Below are 17345 nucleotides of genomic sequence, written 5' to 3'. Positions count from 1 at the left end.
CTCCTGATTACTTAGCTTTTGATACGTCTTCACCAAAGTATTTGTTTGAAATTTCAGCTAATTTTCCTTCACTAGCCAATTCTGCCAAGGCTGCATCAATCTCTTTCACAAGATCTTCATTTCCTTTTGCAACTGGGAAGGCTGTTGTCGATACGTCATCCGTCAAGGTCACAACCTTAATCGGTGCATCAGCATGTTGTTTCACATAATCCAAGTACACCAAGTTGTCATTGATGGTAGCATCCACACGCCCTGTATTTAACAATTCAACTGCCTGAGAGAATCCATCCACACCGACAACTTCTGCACCATTTTCACGCGCCAAATCTGCCCAGTTACTTGTCAAGCTGTTGGCTGATTTTTTACCAGATAAATCTGTAAAGCTTGTAATGTCAGTATTATCTTTTTGCGTCACCAAGGCTCCATAGATGTATGTATATGGTGTTGAAAAATCGTATTTTGCCTTACGCTCATCTGTAATACCGACTTGGTTAGCGATAGTATCAAAACGGGCCGCATCCAAACCTGCAATCATGGAATCCCATTCTGTTTCAACAAATTCCACCTTGACACCCAATTTCTCAGCAACAGCTTCGGCTACTTCTACATCATAACCGACCAATTTTCCGCTCTCATCGTGATAAGAGTACGGAGCATAGGCACCTTCAGTACCGATTTGAATGACGCCTTCTTCCTTAATTTGTGACAAGAGGGTTTGGTCTGTACTATTCGATGTACCTGCAGATGAATTGCAGGCTGCTAACACGATACCCGCAAACAATAAACTTGTAAACATAGCTATTTTCTTCATAATTAAAACACACTTTCTTTTTCAGATTTTACAATAGTATCATGAATAACAATTTCCAGCCAATATATTTTTTCTATCAGAGACATTAAAAATTTTAATCAAGTATCGGAGCATAAAAAAAGACCTACTCGGTCTTTATATCTCATATTAATTATACTCCAGCTGGTGGGTAAATATAGCTGACTGTTCCTTCGCTAGTTGTTGTTGGATCAAAGAAACCTCGGACATTACTTGGGTAGTATACTCCACCATAGTTTGATTCCTTAACTTGAATGTGACCGTTAGCTGCCACATCTGTTACATAGGCAACATGACCGTAGCCTCCATCTGTCCATACAGCAATAGCGCCAACTTTTGGAGTAGTTCCCACTTCATATCCAAGCGCTGCCGCACTAGCTGCCCAATCTCCACCATTACCCCAATAGTTTCCAACCCAAGGAGCCATTTCTTTGGCACCCCAAGTACACTGACCAGCTGGATAGGTATTAGCCGTATATTCCACAGCAACCTCTGACACCATATTGGTAGCCAAAGCAGCCTTTGCAGCGGCAGCAGCTTTCTCAGCCACAATTTTTTCTGCAGCAGCTTTGGCTGCTATTTTTGCAGCTTCAACCTTTTTTGTTAACGCTGATACTGTCGGACTATCGCTTATAACTGTGTCATCTGCACTGACATTCACCATTCCCGACCATAAAAGATTTCCTATGAGGGCTGTAAACAGTCCCAATTTGAATTGTTTTTTTATCATTTGATAACTCATAATATTTGATTCCTTCGTGTTTTTCTGCCCTATCTATCCTAAGGGATAATCCTTGCAGAGAGCTTAAAGAAATGTAACAAATATTACAGATAACTTGCAATCTCTTAACAATCACAGTGTTCGGACTTTTTGTCAAAAAAACGACCTCCAATACGGAAGTCGTTTTCTTATTATTTACATTTATTTCACAACAATATTAACTAGTTTAGTTGGCTCCAACAGTCTGCGGATAGACTGTTGGAGGTTGGAGATAAACAAACGAGGCAATCGTTACTTGGTAACGATATTGACAAGTTTGGTTGGCTTCAACAGTCTGAGAATAGATTGTTGAAGGTAGGAAATGAGCAAATAAATTGGTTACTTCACTACAATATTAACCAATTTATTTGGTACACTAATCACCTTCACCACTGTTTGACCAGCGATTTCAGCTTGGACTTTTTCGTCTGCAAGGGCAACTTTTTCAAGTTCAGCTGGTGCTAAGTCTTTGGCTACGGTCAAGCGAGCTTTTACTTTACCCTTGATTTGGACAACGATTTCCACTTCGCTTTCTACCAGCTTACTTTCGTCATATGTTGGCCATGCGACGTAGCTGATTGACTGGCCAGTGTTTGTCAGACCCTGCCAGAGTTCTTCTGCCAAGTGTGGTGCAAATGGGGCAATCAGTTGGACAAAGCCTTTAGCGTATTCAACATAGAGCTTGTCTTCCTTGTTGGCTGCGTTGACAAAAATCATGAGCTGGGCGATAGCCGTGTTGAATTTCAAGTCTTCAATATGCTCTGTCACCGTCTTCACAGTTTCATTGTAAACTTTATCAAGCGCTCCGCTATTTTCCGCCACAAGCTCCTTGGTCGTCAAGAGGCGATAAACACGGTCAAGGAACTTACGGCTGCCCTCGAGACCTTCTTCTGACCAGGCAATCGAAGCGTCAAGTGGGCCCATGAACATCTCGTAGACACGGAGAGTGTCCGCACCGAATTGCTCGACCACATCATCTGGGTTAACCACGTTTTTAAGAGACTTAGACATCTTAGCAGGTGCCTGCTCCAACTCCTCACCAGTTTCGATGTTGAAGAAAGAACCGTCGCGTTTTTCAACCTTATCTGTCGCTACAAGGGCACCACGGCTGTCGCGGTAGCTAGTTCCCAAAATCATCCCTTGGTTAAAGAGTTTTTGGAATGGCTCTTTGGTCGGTACAACGCCAAGGTCATAGAGGAACTTGTGCCAGAAGCGAGCATAAAGTAAGTGAAGGACCGCGTGCTCAGCACCACCGATGTAGATGTCCACTGGCAACCAAGCTTTGAGAAGCTCTTCGTCTGCCAATTTCTCATCGTTGTGCGGATCGATATAGCGGAGGTAGTACCAGCTCGAACCCGCCCATTGTGGCATGGTGTTGGTCTCACGGCGACCTTTGACGCCGTCTTCACGCACCACTTCCAACCAGTCTGTCAAGTTAGCAAGTGGTGACTCCCCTGTACCTGAAGGCTTGATGTCTGAGGTTTTTGGCAATACCAGAGGTAACTCATTTTCAGGTACTGCTGTGGAAGTGCCATCTTCCCAGTGGATGATTGGAATCGGCTCACCCCAATAACGTTGACGGCTGAAGAGCCAGTCACGGAGACGATAGGAAATTTTCTCCTGACCGAGACCATTTTCTTCCAACCAAGCCACCATTTTAGCAATGGCGTCAGCCTTGTTGAGACCATCTAGGAAGTCTGAATTAATGTGAAGACCATCTTCTGTGTAAGGTGCTTCTTCTACATTGCCACCTTCCAAAACTGGAATGATGTCCAAACCAAACTGTTTGGCAAAGTCCCAGTCACGCTCATCGTGGGCAGGAACAGCCATGATGGCACCTGTTCCGTAGCTTGCAAGGACATAATCAGCAATCCAGATTGGAATTTCCTTGTTGTTAACAGGGTTAATCGCGTAAGCACCTGTCCAAACACCTGTCTTGTCTTTGGCAAGGTCTGTACGAGCAAGGTCTGATTTAAGAGAAGCTTGGCGTTTGTACTCTGCCACAGCTTCTGCCTGCTCAGGCGATGTAATGCTATCAACCAAGTCATGCTCAGGAGCAAGGACAGCGTAGGTCGCACCAAAGAGGGTATCTGGACGAGTTGTGAAAACAGTAAAGTCCTTGTCTGTATCCTTGATTTTGAAGGTCACATTGGCACCAGTTGACTTGCCGATCCAGTTGCGTTGCATGTCCTTGATAGACTCTGGCCAATCAACTTCTTCTAGGTCGTTGAGCAGACGTTCTGCATAGGCTGTAATTTTCAGCATCCATTGACGCATTGGTTTGCGGACAACTGGGTAGCCACCACGTTCAGATGTTCCGTCAGGAAGGACCTCTTCGTTGGCGATAGCTGTTCCCAATTCTTCTACCCAGTTGACAGGCACTTCTGCCTCGTAGGCCAGGCCTTTTTCATACAACTTAGTGAAAATCCACTGGGTCCACTTGTAGTAGTTAGGGTCAGTCGTATTGACCTCACGGTCCCAGTCATAAGAAAAGCCAAGGGCGTTAATCTGACGTTTGAAGTTGGCGATATTTTCCGCTGTAAAGTCAGCTGGGTCATTTCCCGTGTCCATAGCGTATTGCTCCGCTGGCAGACCGAAGGCATCCCAACCCATTGGGTGAAGAACGTTGTAGCCTTGGGCACGCTTGTAACGGCTGAGAATATCTGTCGCAGTATAACCCTCTGGGTGACCAACGTGCAAGCCCGCACCAGACGGATAAGGGAACATATCTAGGGCATAAAAGTTTGGCTTGTCCGCATCTGTTCCCGTCTTAAAAGTATGATTTTTTGCCCAAAATTCCTGCCATTTGGGCTCGATTTCCTTGTGATTGTAGAAGCTCATATCATTTCTCCATGTCAATAAATTATCTTTACTATTATATCACGTTTTTGGGGAATTGGGAAAGACAAAAACAGCCAGTTTTCACTAGCTGTTTTCCCATTTTTACCAAATAATCACGCGGTCTTCTTTTGCACGCCACATGCCGTCGCCTTCTTGAACGCCAAAGGTTTCATGGAATTCATCGAAGTTTGGCAACTGAATGTTAGTACGCAGATGACCTGGTGCATGGACATCGACACTGGCCAACATCTGCATAAACTCAGGACGAGCCTTCATTCGCCAGATGCGAGCAAAGTTAGTGAAGAATTCCTCTGCGGAGAAGTCTTCCTCTGACTTGGCTGCTTCTAAGGCTGCTGCAATCCCACCAAGGTCAGCAATGTTTTCTGACACGGTCAACTTACCATTGATTTTGGCACCGTAAGAATCCTGACCCTCAAACTGGTCGATGACCTGCTGGGTACGGGCTTCAAAAGCAGCATAGTCTTCCTCTGTCCACCAGTTATTAAGGCTACCATGCTCATCAAAGGAAGCACCGTTTGAGTCAAAGGCATGGGAAATCTCGTGGGCAATAACCGCACCGATACCGCCGTAGTTAGCTGATGAAGACTGCTCCAGCGAGTAGAAAGGCGCCTGCAAAATGGCCGCTGGGAAGACAATCAAGTTTTTCTGCGGGTTATAGTAGGCGTTGACCATGTGAGCTGGCATGCCCCATTCTTTAATGTCCACAGGCTTGTTCCACTTGCTCCAACCATGAGCAATGTCAATCTTGTTTAGTTCGATAGCATTTTCCACCAAGGACTTGCTTGGGTCAACAATCTTTTTATAATAACGCTCTGGCAAGGCTTCTGGGTAGCCGATGTAAGGCTTGATAACATTGAGTTTGACAATGGCCTTGTCACGCGTTTCCTGAGCCAACCAATCTGCCGTTTCCAAACGAGATTTGTAAACCTCAATCATCTTGGCAACTTTGGCTTCCACATCGGCCTTGGCTTCTGGTGAGAATTTTTCTCCTGCATACCAAAGACCGAGGGCTTGGTTAAAGTAGCCTTGTGCCAAGTTATAGGCTGCTTTTTCTTGGTTTTGCGCCTGCGGTGTACCAGAAAGAGCACGGCTGTAGGCTCCTGCTAGAATGCGAATTTCATCCGACAGGAAGGCAGTATAGGCGCCAGCCGCTTTCAAAATCAAGGTCGCCTTCAAAAGCTCCCAATTATCCGCACTGTAAATGTCCTTGGCAGCCTGCCAGAAACGTTCCTCAGGCACGATAATCTTGTCTGGCGTTTGACCTAAAATCGCTGTGAAGAAATCATCCAAAGGCAACTCTGGTGCCAAGGCAGTAAAATCTGCCCACTCGTAGGGGTGGTAAAGTTTGGCGTACTCAGAACCTTCTTCATTTGATAGAACATACTTGGCAATTGTGGCATCTAGTTCCAAACGTTTATCTAGGAGATCCTTGATTTCCTCATCACTGAAGCCGAACTTAGGCAGGAGGGCTTCTTGGCTCTCTCTCCACGTTTTGAGCAACTCTGCTCCTTTTTCATGCCCTTCCTCATAGTAGGTTGTATCTGGCAGGATAATGCCTAGAGAGTCCGCCCAGAGGACGTTGGTGGTCGCGTCCATAAAGTCAGGTGCCACACCGAAAGGCATGAGGTTTGGCTTGCCTGCCAACTCATATTCTGCCAACTTGCTGGTGAATTCTTCGAAAGAGTTGAGAGCCTTGTACTCTGCAATCAAGGCCTGGGCAGGTTCTGCCCCCAAACGGTCACGGGTTTCATAGTCGGCTACTTGTTTGTGAAAAGCCACAAAGTTTTGCAAAACGCTATCCTCTGGGACATTTTCACCAGCCAACCATGCGTTTGTCGTGTCAATCATGAGCTTTTCAATCTCATCCGCCAAGTCCGTGAAACCACCTGTTCTTGGCTTATCGTCTGGAATCACGGCTGTTTTTGCCCATTCACCATTGACGTATTCGTAAAAATCATCTTGTAAACGTGTCATTGATTTTCTCCTTTGTCTTTCTTAATGACTATAATAACAAAAAATTCTGACAATTTCACTTATCAGATGACCGTGACCAAGTATTTTTTAGAATAATACTCGAACAAACCACAAGAAGGCTGACAACGGCACAGGTCCCTGACATGGTTAAATCCAGTTGATTGGCCACTAAAAAACCTAGCACAACCGTTAAAATAGCGATACCTTGCCCTAAAAGAAGCAATTGCCAAAAGGATTTGACCCAACGTAGGGCAGCCATACTTGGTGCCACCAAGAAAACAATAACAGTCATCGAGCCAATCGCTTCAAAGGCCAGAACAGTAGTTAAGGAAACTAGAATCAAAATAACCATTTCTAACATCCTTGTTCGTAAGCCAGACAAACGAGCATGGTTGCTGTCAAATAGGTATACTTGTAAACGATGGTAAGCCCAAGCAAAAAATAGAACGATAACCAACCAAGCCAAACTCGACTTGACCAGACTAACAGGGAATGACCAGGCTAGAACATCCATACGATGAAGCGGAGCAAAAAGTACTTCCCCCTGCAAAACCAGATCCACATCCAAGTGAACATTGCGAGCAAAAAGAGAAATAAGCAAAACCGCCACCGCAAAAAAGAAAGAAAAAACTAGACCTGTTGCGGCATCATGCGCTATCTTTCGACTATGCAGACGGTCAATGGCAAGAACCGATAATAACCCAAACAGACTAGCACCAACTATTAGTAACGGCGAATCCAAACTATGACTAATAAAAAATCCCAGAACAATCCCAAGCAAGACAGAATGCGATAGTGCATCTGCCAGCATCGATTGATTTTTTACAACCAGTATCGAGCCAAGCAAGCCACAAGAACTAGCAATAACCATCAAAATGAGTAATACTTCAAACACGACCATTCTCCTTTATGACATAGGTAACATACACAAATGCAGACAGGGTCAGACCTGTCAGACAGACGATAATAGTCGGTCCGGTCGACAAACCAGATACACTGGAGCTAATCCAGGTCCCTACGAAAGCCGACCCAATTGCAACGATTCCTGCCAGTAACAGACTCTTGTGATACGATTTTCCCAGCATCAAGCCAAAGACAGCTGGTGCAATCAAAAAACTACTCATCAAAATAGCTCCGACCAACTTTAATCCTACTGCAATTAGGCAAATCATCAAAAACATCGTCAACTGCTGCAAGTACTTTACACGAACACCAATAACCCTTGCAAAAGTTTGATCAAACAGATATAGCTTATAGTCTTGATAAAAGAAAGCAAACAATACCAAAGCCAATAGAGAAATAATTCCGATGAGTATCACATCATCCAGCTGAATAAAGGCTGCCTGTCCAAATAGATAGGTTTGCAATCCAGCCTGGGAAGCCCCTGCAAAGGCTTCATTTCCCTGAATAGCATTTTTCAAGACCATTCCCAAACCAAAGAAAGAAGCAGACACCAATGAAAGGGCATTGACTAGACTGTGACCACCTTTTCGACGCAGCCAATGGACAAGTGCATAAGAAAGGTAGCCTGACAACACTGCTCCTAACAGCAAGTAGAGAGGTTGTCGCGACTGAAAAATCATGAAAGAGACAATCACTCCAGGATAAGAAGCATGCCCAAGAGCATCCCCAAGCAAACTCTGTTTAGTAAGAACAGATATACTTCCGATAGTACTGGTTGCCACAGCTAGGCTGACGGTCCCTAAAGCAACTGTCCAGAAAGAATACTCTTTGAAAACCTCAAACATGACTGCCTCCTTTGGCATTTCCTAGAAACAGCCCATTTCCTATGCCGTAGGTCGCCTGATAATTCTCGCTTGTCAAAGTCTCATCCATCGGACCAGAGTCAATCACATGCTTATGAAGCCAAACAAGGTGATCAAAGTAGGCATCCAGCGTCGTTAGGTCATGATGAATGACAATGGAAGTTTTCCCTTCACATTGGAACTCCTTGAGCATATCCATGATCATGATTTCTGTTGCCTGATCAATCCCTGCTAGAGGCTCATCCATAAGATACAATTCTGCTTCCTGTGCCAGGGCTCTCGCTAAAAATACCCGCTGACGCTGCCCACCTGAAAGCTGATCAATCTGACGATGGCGTAAATCTGCAATTTTTAACCGTTCTAGAGCCTGCTCAACAATCTGTCTATCAGCCTTAGTCGGTCTTCTAAACATCCCCTTACTATGAGCGAAGCGTCCCATCAGAACAATTTCAAAAACTGTTGCAGGAAATTGCCAGTTTACTTGACTGGACTGGGGAATATAGGCTACTTTTTGAGCAATCAACCTCTCTAGACCTGCCTCCTGACCAAGCAAGCGAACCTGTCCTGTGTCAGGTTTTTCCAACCCCAAAATGACCTTGAATAGACTGGACTTCCCAGCACCATTTGGTCCAACAATAGCCGTCCGACTCCCTCTGGGAATCACCAAATTGACATCTTCTAAAGCCATGGTCTGGCTGGCTGAATATGCTAAATTGACATCTTTTAATTCAATGATTGCTGACATATTTCCTCCTATTTTTAAAAATGATATACCTCATTCATACTCAATGAAAATCAAAATCAGACCAACCTACCAAGCTGAGAAAGTCGATAAGATTAAGATACCGTACCAACAAATTGCTGGCAAACCCTATACATCGCTTATTTCAACACATCAGTACATAAATTTGATTTTCGTAGAGCACCAATGCTTCCTTCGATCGTATGTTTATCAATCTGTTAAAAATGGTCCAAAAACGGAAAGAACTCGACCTAGACCGAGTCCTTTTTACTACTCATTTGAAATCCCTATTCACGCACAGACTACTGATATATAATGTCTCGCTGTGAACCAACAGCACCGAGGTCTACAAACAGTATTTCTAGTCAAGGACCTCAATAACTGGTGTGATTTGCTACTAACGCCTATCCTCCCCCAAGCGTTGCCACCTCCAATAGAAAGAGTCCTATACTGCTTGTGCTCGAAACAATTGATTATCCCTCATATTGGTACCTATCAACTCTATCTTCGGTAATATCTCTAGTCTTCATTGAATAGTAAGTCCGTTCGACCTGTACTATTTCAGATATTTAACCATCAGTTTAACATTATGTTTGTACATGTCGATAAAGGTATCCCCTTCCTCACCTTCTGGTGCCAAAGAATCTGAGAATAACTCCTTACCTTCGCCAGTAACAACTTCAACCTGACCGCCTTTGGCTTTTACTGCCTCTTGCAATTTCTCCATGCGTTCTGGATTAGTTGTAGACTCTGTAAAGATAGCCTTGATATTATGGTCAATGATTAGGTTAACTGTCTCAATCATGTCACTGTTAGCTACTTCTGAGTCGGTGCTCACGCCTTGAGGAGCATAGAGAGTGAAGTCATAACTAGCAGCAAAGTAATTAAAGGCATCATGTGGTGTTACCAAATAGCGACTTTCTTTTGGAATCACACTTAATTCTTTTTCTACCCAGGCATGCAAATCATCTAGCTGCGCTTGGTATTTTTCTGCATTTTTCTGAATCATCTCAGCTTTAGCAGGTAAGAGTTTTTGTAGTTCCTCTGAAGCTACCGCTACAGCTGACTTGTACAAGGGAATTGAAAACCAGAAGTGCGGATCGACAATCTCTTCTCCATCCTCATCCATCGTATTCAAGTCTTTTGCCTTAAAGTTCTTAGATACTGCTACTCCAGTCTTTTCCAAGGCTTCAACCATTTTACCTTCAAAGTGCAAACCGTGGTAGAGAACGAGGTCAGCCTTTTGTAATTTTGATAAATCACTAGATTTGGCTACGTACAAATGAGGGTCTTCTCCTGCTGGAATCAGCAAATCACGTTCCACCTCATCACCCGCCAACTGATAGACCATGTCATTGAGGAAGGAAGTAGTCACAGCCACTCTTGGCTTGCTAGAGCCTTCTGTGGTTTGCGATGGACGACAAGCTCCTAGCCCTATTAGGGACAATAGCAGAGCAAAACTGAACAATATTTTCTTCATATAGGTTCTCCTTTTATTTTTATTAAGCATACCTAACTATATAATTAGATTAAGCTAAAAAAATCGTTTTGTCAACTGATTTTTAAATTTTTTGATATAATAGTTTCAGTAGAAAGCGAGTTCTCATGACACCAAACAAAGAAGATTACCTAAAATGTATTTATGAACTGGGTCAATTAGACCAAAAAATTACCAATAAACTCATCGCAGAGAAGATGGCCTTCTCCGCACCAGCCGTTTCCGAAATGCTCAAAAAAATGGTAGCCGAAGAGCTCATTTCTAAGGATGCCAAGGCAGGTTATCTCCTCAGCCAAACCGCCCTTGAAATGGTAGCCAACCTCTATCGCAAACACCGCTTGATTGAAGTATTCTTAGTTGAGCAACTTGGCTACTCTCCAGAAGAAGTACATGAAGAGGCTGAGATTTTAGAACACACCGTTTCAGATCACTTTATCAATCGCCTAGACCTGCTACTGGAACAGCCTCAAACTTGTCCTCACGGGGGAAGCATTCCTCAAGCAGGACAACCGCTCATCGAACGCTACCAGACACGGCTGTCACAGCTAACTGAGACAGGGAACTACCAGCTTGTCCGTATCCATGACTTCTATCAACTCCTTCAGTACTTGGAACAACATGAATTAGCTGTCGGCGATTTACTAACCGTCACAGACTTCGACCACTTTGCCCAAACCATCACCATCCAGTACAAGGACAAAGAGCTCGCCGTCCCAACAGCCATCGCTCAACAATTATTCATCGAAAAAAGCAATCGCCCAGCCTAAACAAGCTGAGCGATTTTTTCTTCTAAAATAAATAGTTACCTCTTTTTCAAATTACGGAAAATAGATCTGGCTGCAAAAAATAGTTGCCCACATACATACACTAACCATAGTAGGAACCCTATATAAAAACAGCCCAATAGAAAGTGAGGGTTATAGGTTAAAGGCTGCAAGACAAACATGAGAATCCCTACCAACCCCCACCGCATGCCCCAGGTCATCTTTCTCTGGATAACCCACTCCAGCCAATCTTCTCCAACTGAACTTCTGGTTTCCAGATACTCTTGATTAAGGTCTTGAAAAATTTTTCTCATATTCTCGCTCACCTCATCCTAACTTCAAAGCATAAACTACCACTTTGAAACAACATTATTATAGCACATTGTTTTCAAATAACCAATATTGTCGAAAAAACCAGCCTACTTGGGCTGGTTTTCTTGGAGTCGCTCTTTTAGGCGACGACGGTATAAAATCTGCGATGGAATGAAATAAAGAAAACTTGCCAAAATAATCCAACGTTTATCTATTCCACTAAAGTAAATCACCAAAATCAAAAGAAAGGCAATCGTCAAATAAAAGAAATGATTTGTGAGCAATTTTTTCATAGCAGCCTCCATACTTATTTTTCAATATTAGTATATCAAAATACACAAATAGAGTACATACCATTGCCAAAAGTTTTACTTATTTTTCGTATCCAAAACAATAGTCACCGGCCCATCATTGACCAGGCTAACCGCCATATCCGCCCCAAAAACGCCCACTTCAACAGGCACAAAGGCCGACAAGGCCTGGTTAAAAGCATCATAGAGTTGGCTGGCTAGGGCAGGAGCTGCCGCTCCTGTAAAGGCAGGGCGATTGCCTTTTTTTGTATCCGCAAAAAGGGTAAATTGGGAAATGGATAAAATCTTGCCCGCCACATCTTGAACAGACTTGTTCATCTTGCCTGCCTCATCTGAAAAAATCCGCATATTGACAATTTTTCGAACAGCATAGTCCAGGTCTTCCTGGCTGTCATCTGGTCCCACACCGACTAGGAGCAAAAGCCCTTGTTCAATTTGCCCATGGATACTTCCTTCGATGGTCACACTGGCCTGTGATACACGTTGTAGTACAATTTTCATCTTATCCGTTGGTCCTTTTCACTGAGTAAACTTCTGGCACCGACTTAATCTTGTCCACCAGACTGGTCAAGGTTGCCAGGTTGGAAATACCAAAGGAAACGTGGATGGTCGCAAACTTCATATCCTTGGTTGGCTGGGCATTGACCGAGGAAATGTTCTTGCTGGCATTGGTCAAAACCTTGAGAACATCATTGAGCAGTCCTGAGCGGTTGAGACCGTAAATGTCAATGTTTGCCATGTATTCCTTGGTCGAATTCTCATCCTCCCAGTCCACATCAATCAAGCGAACATCATAGTTTTCCTGACTCTTGAGGTTCATACAGTCTACACGGTGAACAGCTACCCCACGCCCCTTGGTGATATAGCCGACAATTTCATCGCCAGGTACTGGATTACAACATTTGGCAATCCGTATCAGCAAGCCTGATGCCCCCTCAATGACCACGCCACCTTCGTGACGGATTTTCAGACTATCTTTGTTGTCGTGTTTGACTTCGCCACCGTTGACCAATTCATCCGCGACAGCTTTGGCCTTAGCCCGCTCAGCTTCGCGACGCTCTTTTTCTGTCAGACGGTTAAAGATTGATATGGCAGAAACTTCTCCAAAACCAACTGCCGCAAAAAGGGATTCGTCGGTCTTATAGCTGGTCTTTTGCAGGACCTCATCCATGTGACGACGGTCCAGGTATTGGTTGGGAACGTAGCCATTTTCTTGGAGTAGGTTCTGAAGCATCTCACGCCCTTTTGAAACAGACAATTCCTTGTCCTGATTCTTGAAGAACTGCTTGATTTTATTGCGAGCCTTGTGAGTTTTAACCAAGTTGACCCAGTCACGACTTGGACCGAAAGAGTTGGCTGAGGTGATGATTTCCACCTGATCGCCTGTCTTAAGCTTGGTCGTCAGAGGCACCATACGGCCGTTGACCTTGGCACCTGTCGCCCGCTCGCCGACCTTGGTATGAATTTCATAGGCGAAGTCAATCGGTACGGAGTCCTTGGGCAATTCACGCACCGCACCATCTGGCGTGAAAACGTAAATACGTTCTGTAAAAATATCGTCCTTGACAGAATTTACAAAGGTTTGCGCATCCCCAGCCCCTTCTTGGAGTTCAATCAGGTTGTTAATCCAGCGCAACTCTTTTTCACTAGCAGTTGCCTTGCCACCACGCTTGTAAGCCCAGTGAGCTGCCACCCCGTATTCCGCCACCTGATGCATTTCCATGGTCCGAATTTGGAACTCGATTGGACCTCTCGGTCCGTAAACCGTAGTATGAATAGACTGGTAGCCGTTAGCTTTTTGGTTGGCAATGTAGTCCTTGAAGCGACCTGGCATAGGTTTCCACAATTCATGAATATACCCTAACATAGCATAGACATCGCTCGGAGTATCCATGATACAACGAATGGCAATCAAGTCATAGAGTTGATCAAACCGCTTTTTCTTATCGTGCATTTTGCGATAGATAGAGTAAATATGCTTGGGTCTACCGTAAATCTGACCATGTAGATGACGCTCTTCTGTATAGTCTCTTAGCTTATCAACAACTTCATTGACCAACTCTTCCCGTTCACGACGCTTCTCGCTCATCATTCGAGTAATCTTGTAGAATTCAATCTCATTGAGATAGCGGAAAGACATGTCTTCCAATTCCCACTTGATAGAAGAAATACCTAGACGGTGGGCAAGCGGTGCATAGATTTCCATTGTTTCACGTGAAATACGTTCCTGCTTGTCCTTGCGCAAGTGCTTAAGAGTCCGCATGTTGTGAAGGCGGTCTGCCAGTTTAACCAGAATGACCCGCATATCTTGGGACATGGCTATCAGCATGTTGCGGTGGTTTTCAGCCAACTGCTCCTCATGTGACTTATACTCAACCTTACCCAGTTTGGTCACACCGCCGACAATATGGCGAACCTCTGGTCCAAATTCAGCCTCCATATCATCCAAGGTTACATCCGTATCTTCAACCACATCATGTAAGAAACCACAGGCAACCGTCACAGCATCCAGCTTGAGTCCTGCTAAAATACCTGCTACCTGGATCGGGTGTACAATATAGGGCTCGCCCGATTTACGAAATTGAGACTTGTGTGCCTCTGTCGCAAAATCCAAAGCTTTCTTGACAAATATAACATCTTCTTCCGGTAAATAGGTGGCTGTCAAGGCAACCACTTCCTCCCCAGTGTAGTTAATTTCTTTCATATCTCTACTCTTCCTCTTATATTTCCTACTATTCTACCATTTTCACGAAAAAAGAAAAAGGAATCTAACATAAGACTACTAATTACAAGCAATTCAAACCAAGTTTAGATTCAGCGAACGTTCTTGTTTTCTTTCGTTTTCTTGTTGTTTTCACTCATTTTTCAAACGAACGTTCAGAATTAGTCTTGATTTTTGCATTTCTTAGCTGTATAATGATTGTAGAAGATTATTACAAAAAGAAAATGGAGGATTCTTATGAATTTTCGTTTCAGTAAGTGTGCCGTAGCGCTCACACTAGCTCTCTTAGCTGCAAGCAATCCAAAATTAGCTCAAGCCGAAGAGATTCTCAACACAACTCCAGCTTCTTCAACAGAAGCAAGTCAGGCTGTACCAGTTGAAACTGACACCACAGAGGAAGCTGATAATACAGAATCTCCTGTTCCAGCCACTACCGAAGCTGAAAATCCAAGCTCTTCCGAGACAGCTGAAACTAGTGATCCTACAAGCGAGACAACTGACACAACTACTTCAGAAGCACGCACGGTCACTCCTGCTGCAACTGAAACTAGTCAGCCTGTTGAAGGACAAACTGTTGATGTTCGCATTCTCGCAACAACTGACCTCCATACGAACTTGGTCAACTATGACTATTACCAGGATAAACCTGTAGAGACACTGGGTCTAGCAAAAACAGCTGTTCTTATCGAAGAAGCAAAAAAAGAAAATCCAAATGTCGTATTGGTAGATAATGGAGACACCATTCAAGGTACTCCTCTTGGAAATTACAAGTCTATCGTTGATCCTATTGAAGAAGGTGAACAACATCCTATGTACGCCGCCTTAGAGACTCTGGGATTTGACGTCGGCACACTTGGCAACCACGAATTTAACTACGGCCTTGCCTACCTCGAAAAAGTAATTCGTACAGCCAACATGCCTCTAGTCAATGCCAATGTCCTCGATCCGACTACGAAAGACTTTCTCTACACCCCTTATACCATTGTGAAAAAGACATTCACAGACACCGAGGGTAAAAAGGTTACACTAAATGTCGGTGTTACAGGGATTGTTCCCCCTCAAATTCTCAACTGGGACAAAGCTTATCTAGAAGGAAAAGTGATTGTTCGTGATGCAGTTGAAGCCGTTCGCGATATTATCCCAACCATGCGAGAAAATGGCGCAGACATCGTTTTGGTCCTTTCCCACTCAGGTATCGGCGATGACCAATATGAAGTCGGCGAGGAAAATGTCGGTTACCAAATCGCCAGCCTAAAAGGAGTTGATGCGGTTATCACAGGTCACTCCCACGCAGAATTTCCAGGAACTGCCGAAAAACCAAGCTTCTTTGCTAAATACTCTGGCGTGGATGATACAAATGGTAAAATCAACGGCACTCCTGTCACCATGGCGGGTAAATACGGTGATCACCTCGGCGTCATCGACCTCAATCTGGTCTTTAAAGATGGCAAATGGACAACTACTTCTAGCAAAGCGGCTATTCGTAAAATCGATACAAAATCATCTGTAGCAGATGGTCGCATCATCGACCTTGCTAAAGAAGCCCATAACGAAACCATCAACTATGTGCGCCAACAAGTCGGTGAAACAACTGCTCCAATCAACAGCTTCTTTGCCCTTGTTCAAGATGATCCTTCTGTACAGATTGTTAACAATGCACAGATTTGGTATGCAAAACAACAGTTGGCGGGTACTTCAGAAGCTAATCTACCAATCCTATCTGCGGCTGCACCATTTAAGGCTGGTACTCGAGGCGATGCTTCAGCCTATACAGACATTCCTGCTGGTCCAATCGCCATCAAGAACGTAGCAGACCTTTACCTCTACGACAACGTTGTAGCCATCTTAAAAGTCAACGGTGCCCAACTCAAAGAATGGTTGGAAATGTCCGCAGGGCAATTCAACCAAGTTGACCCAAGCTCAACAGAGCCACAAAACCTAGTCAACACAGATTTCCGCACTTACAATTTTGACGTTATTGACGGAGTAACTTATCAGTACGATATTACGCAACCAAATAAATACGATCGTAACGGTAAGGTAGTCAACGAAACTGCCAGCAGAGTTCGGAATCTGCAATACAATGGGCAAGATGTGACAGCTGATCAAGAATTCATCGTGGTGACCAACAACTACCGTGCAAACGGTACTTTCCCTGGGGTCCGCGAAGCTTCTGTCAATTACTTGCTCAATCTGGAAAACCGCCAAGCCATCATTAATTATATTATCGCTGAGAAAGTTATCAACCCTACAGCAGACAATAACTGGACCTTTACAGATAGCATCAAGGGACTCGACCTCCGCTTCTTGACAGCAGATCGTGCGAAAGAATTGGTAGCTAATCAAGAAGGGCTGGTTTACCTCCAAGCCTCAGCTAAAAACGAAGGATTTGGCGAATTCAAATTTGTCTACACTGAACCTAAAGTAGCGACTCCAGATGAACAGCAGTCAGATCAAGGTAACACAGGTCAAGATATTGTACTCGAATCTGGTCAACGAATTACTCTTCCAGCGGTAAATCCACCGGCTCCTGCTCCACAACATAAATTGGCTAGTCCACATTCACAAGCGAGCACCAAGACACTCCCTGCAACAGGAGAAGCTACTTCTATGCTTAGTCTGCTCGGTCTCACTTTGATTGGTTTTGTCGGCGCATGGACTAAGAAAAAAGAACATTAAAATAATCGGGAGTGGGAAAGACATCCATGATGGCTCCGCCCTCACCCACAGAATAATGAAAACGAACATAAAGCCCTCACTAGGTGTATAATCTTAGTGAGGGCTTTGTGGTTGACGAGTTACTGA

At 44.1% G+C, this 17345-nt stretch carries 13 protein-coding genes; 2 read left to right on the top strand and 11 right to left on the bottom strand.

The features are described from left to right. Positions 1-7: 7 nt before the first annotated feature. From ODU41_RS09605 to ODU41_RS09570, 8 genes are all read right to left on the bottom strand, one after another. Entirely contained in the window at positions 8-796 is a 789-nt protein-coding gene (locus ODU41_RS09605) for an amino acid ABC transporter substrate-binding protein (protein WP_228380674.1), read from the bottom strand. A 166-nt stretch (positions 797-962) separates the two neighbouring features. Continuing rightward, on the bottom strand, positions 963-1571 hold the full coding sequence (locus ODU41_RS09600) for a CHAP domain-containing protein (protein WP_024389609.1): 609 nt from the start codon (positions 1569-1571) through the stop codon (positions 963-965). A 357-nt stretch (positions 1572-1928) separates the two neighbouring features. Then, positions 1929-4430: a leucine--tRNA ligase gene (gene leuS, locus ODU41_RS09595; RefSeq protein WP_398578959.1), complete on the bottom strand. Its 2502-nt coding sequence runs from the start codon at positions 4428-4430 to the stop codon at positions 1929-1931. Positions 4431-4532: 102 nt separating this feature from the next. After that, a complete protein-coding gene (locus ODU41_RS09590) occupies positions 4533-6425 on the bottom strand; it encodes a M13 family metallopeptidase (protein ID WP_398578958.1) in 1893 nt (630 codons plus the stop codon). Between the two features lie 55 nt (positions 6426-6480). Then, the gene (locus ODU41_RS09585; RefSeq protein WP_044772022.1) at positions 6481-7320 is read right to left on the bottom strand and encodes a metal ABC transporter permease; all 840 of its coding nucleotides are present in this window, start codon (positions 7318-7320) and stop codon (positions 6481-6483) included. Then, positions 7313-8173, bottom strand: coding sequence for a metal ABC transporter permease (locus ODU41_RS09580; protein ID WP_105156566.1), 861 nt, complete (start codon positions 8171-8173; stop codon positions 7313-7315). Before ODU41_RS09580 ends, ODU41_RS09585 begins: the two co-directional genes overlap by 8 nt. Continuing rightward, complete coding sequence (locus ODU41_RS09575) at positions 8166-8936, bottom strand: metal ABC transporter ATP-binding protein (protein ID WP_024385522.1); 771 nt, start codon at positions 8934-8936, stop codon at positions 8166-8168. Before ODU41_RS09575 ends, ODU41_RS09580 begins: the two co-directional genes overlap by 8 nt. Positions 8937-9489: 553 nt before the next feature. After that, a complete protein-coding gene (locus ODU41_RS09570; protein ID WP_024385523.1) occupies positions 9490-10413 on the bottom strand; it encodes a metal ABC transporter solute-binding protein, Zn/Mn family in 924 nt (307 codons plus the stop codon). Between the two features lie 125 nt (positions 10414-10538). Between ODU41_RS09570 and ODU41_RS09565 the strand changes: the two genes are divergently transcribed. Next, a complete protein-coding gene (locus ODU41_RS09565) occupies positions 10539-11198 on the top strand; it encodes a metal-dependent transcriptional regulator (RefSeq protein ID WP_024411865.1) in 660 nt (219 codons plus the stop codon). A gap of 416 nt (positions 11199-11614) precedes the next feature. On the opposite strand, the gene ODU41_RS09560 is transcribed toward ODU41_RS09565, so the two are convergent. From ODU41_RS09560 to ODU41_RS09550, 3 genes are all read right to left on the bottom strand, one after another. Next, positions 11615-11800, bottom strand: a complete 186-nt coding sequence (locus tag ODU41_RS09560; RefSeq protein WP_044667479.1) for a hypothetical protein — start codon at positions 11798-11800, stop codon at positions 11615-11617. 75 nt (positions 11801-11875) lie between these two features. Then, entirely contained in the window at positions 11876-12319 is a 444-nt protein-coding gene (gene dtd, locus ODU41_RS09555) for a D-aminoacyl-tRNA deacylase (protein ID WP_012027970.1), read from the bottom strand. A gap of 1 nt (position 12320) precedes the next feature. Further along, a complete protein-coding gene (locus ODU41_RS09550) occupies positions 12321-14522 on the bottom strand; it encodes a bifunctional (p)ppGpp synthetase/guanosine-3',5'-bis(diphosphate) 3'-pyrophosphohydrolase (RefSeq protein WP_014636726.1) in 2202 nt (733 codons plus the stop codon). Between the two features lie 255 nt (positions 14523-14777). On the opposite strand from ODU41_RS09550, the gene sntA reads away from it, so the two are divergent. Continuing rightward, a complete protein-coding gene (sntA, locus tag ODU41_RS09545) occupies positions 14778-17219 on the top strand; it encodes a heme-binding protein SntA (RefSeq protein ID WP_398578957.1) in 2442 nt (813 codons plus the stop codon). The last annotated feature ends 126 nt before the right edge of the window (positions 17220-17345 follow it).

The organism is Streptococcus sp. 2022WUSS083, from assembly GCF_044427155.1.
GTDB lineage: Bacteria > Bacillota > Bacilli > Lactobacillales > Streptococcaceae > Streptococcus > Streptococcus hashimotonensis.
Note: the sequence above shows the minus strand (reverse complement) of the source record. Positions and strands in the feature narration are given on the sequence as shown.

What these genes read in the sequence shown, in the direction of transcription:
- ODU41_RS09605 (WP_228380674.1), bottom strand. Translation starts at nt 796, where the DNA reads ATGTTTACAAGTTTATTGTTTGCGGGTATCGTGTTAGCAGCCTGCAAT.
- ODU41_RS09600 (WP_024389609.1), bottom strand. Translation starts at nt 1,571, where the DNA reads ATGAGTTATCAAATGATAAAAAAACAATTCAAATTGGGACTGTTTACA.
- leuS (WP_398578959.1), bottom strand. Translation starts at nt 4,430, where the DNA reads ATGAGCTTCTACAATCACAAGGAAATCGAGCCCAAATGGCAGGAATTT.
- ODU41_RS09590 (WP_398578958.1), bottom strand. Translation starts at nt 6,425, where the DNA reads ATGACACGTTTACAAGATGATTTTTACGAATACGTCAATGGTGAATGG.
- ODU41_RS09580 (WP_105156566.1), bottom strand. Translation starts at nt 8,173, where the DNA reads ATGTTTGAGGTTTTCAAAGAGTATTCTTTCTGGACAGTTGCTTTAGGG.
- ODU41_RS09575 (WP_024385522.1), bottom strand. Translation starts at nt 8,936, where the DNA reads ATGTCAGCAATCATTGAATTAAAAGATGTCAATTTAGCATATTCAGCC.
- ODU41_RS09570 (WP_024385523.1), bottom strand. Translation starts at nt 10,413, where the DNA reads ATGAAGAAAATATTGTTCAGTTTTGCTCTGCTATTGTCCCTAATAGGG.
- ODU41_RS09565 (WP_024411865.1), top strand. Translation starts at nt 10,539, where the DNA reads ATGACACCAAACAAAGAAGATTACCTAAAATGTATTTATGAACTGGGT.
- ODU41_RS09560 (WP_044667479.1), bottom strand. Translation starts at nt 11,800, where the DNA reads ATGAAAAAATTGCTCACAAATCATTTCTTTTATTTGACGATTGCCTTT.
- dtd (WP_012027970.1), bottom strand. Translation starts at nt 12,319, where the DNA reads ATGAAAATTGTACTACAACGTGTATCACAGGCCAGTGTGACCATCGAA.
- ODU41_RS09550 (WP_014636726.1), bottom strand. Translation starts at nt 14,522, where the DNA reads ATGAAAGAAATTAACTACACTGGGGAGGAAGTGGTTGCCTTGACAGCC.
- sntA (WP_398578957.1), top strand. Translation starts at nt 14,778, where the DNA reads ATGAATTTTCGTTTCAGTAAGTGTGCCGTAGCGCTCACACTAGCTCTC.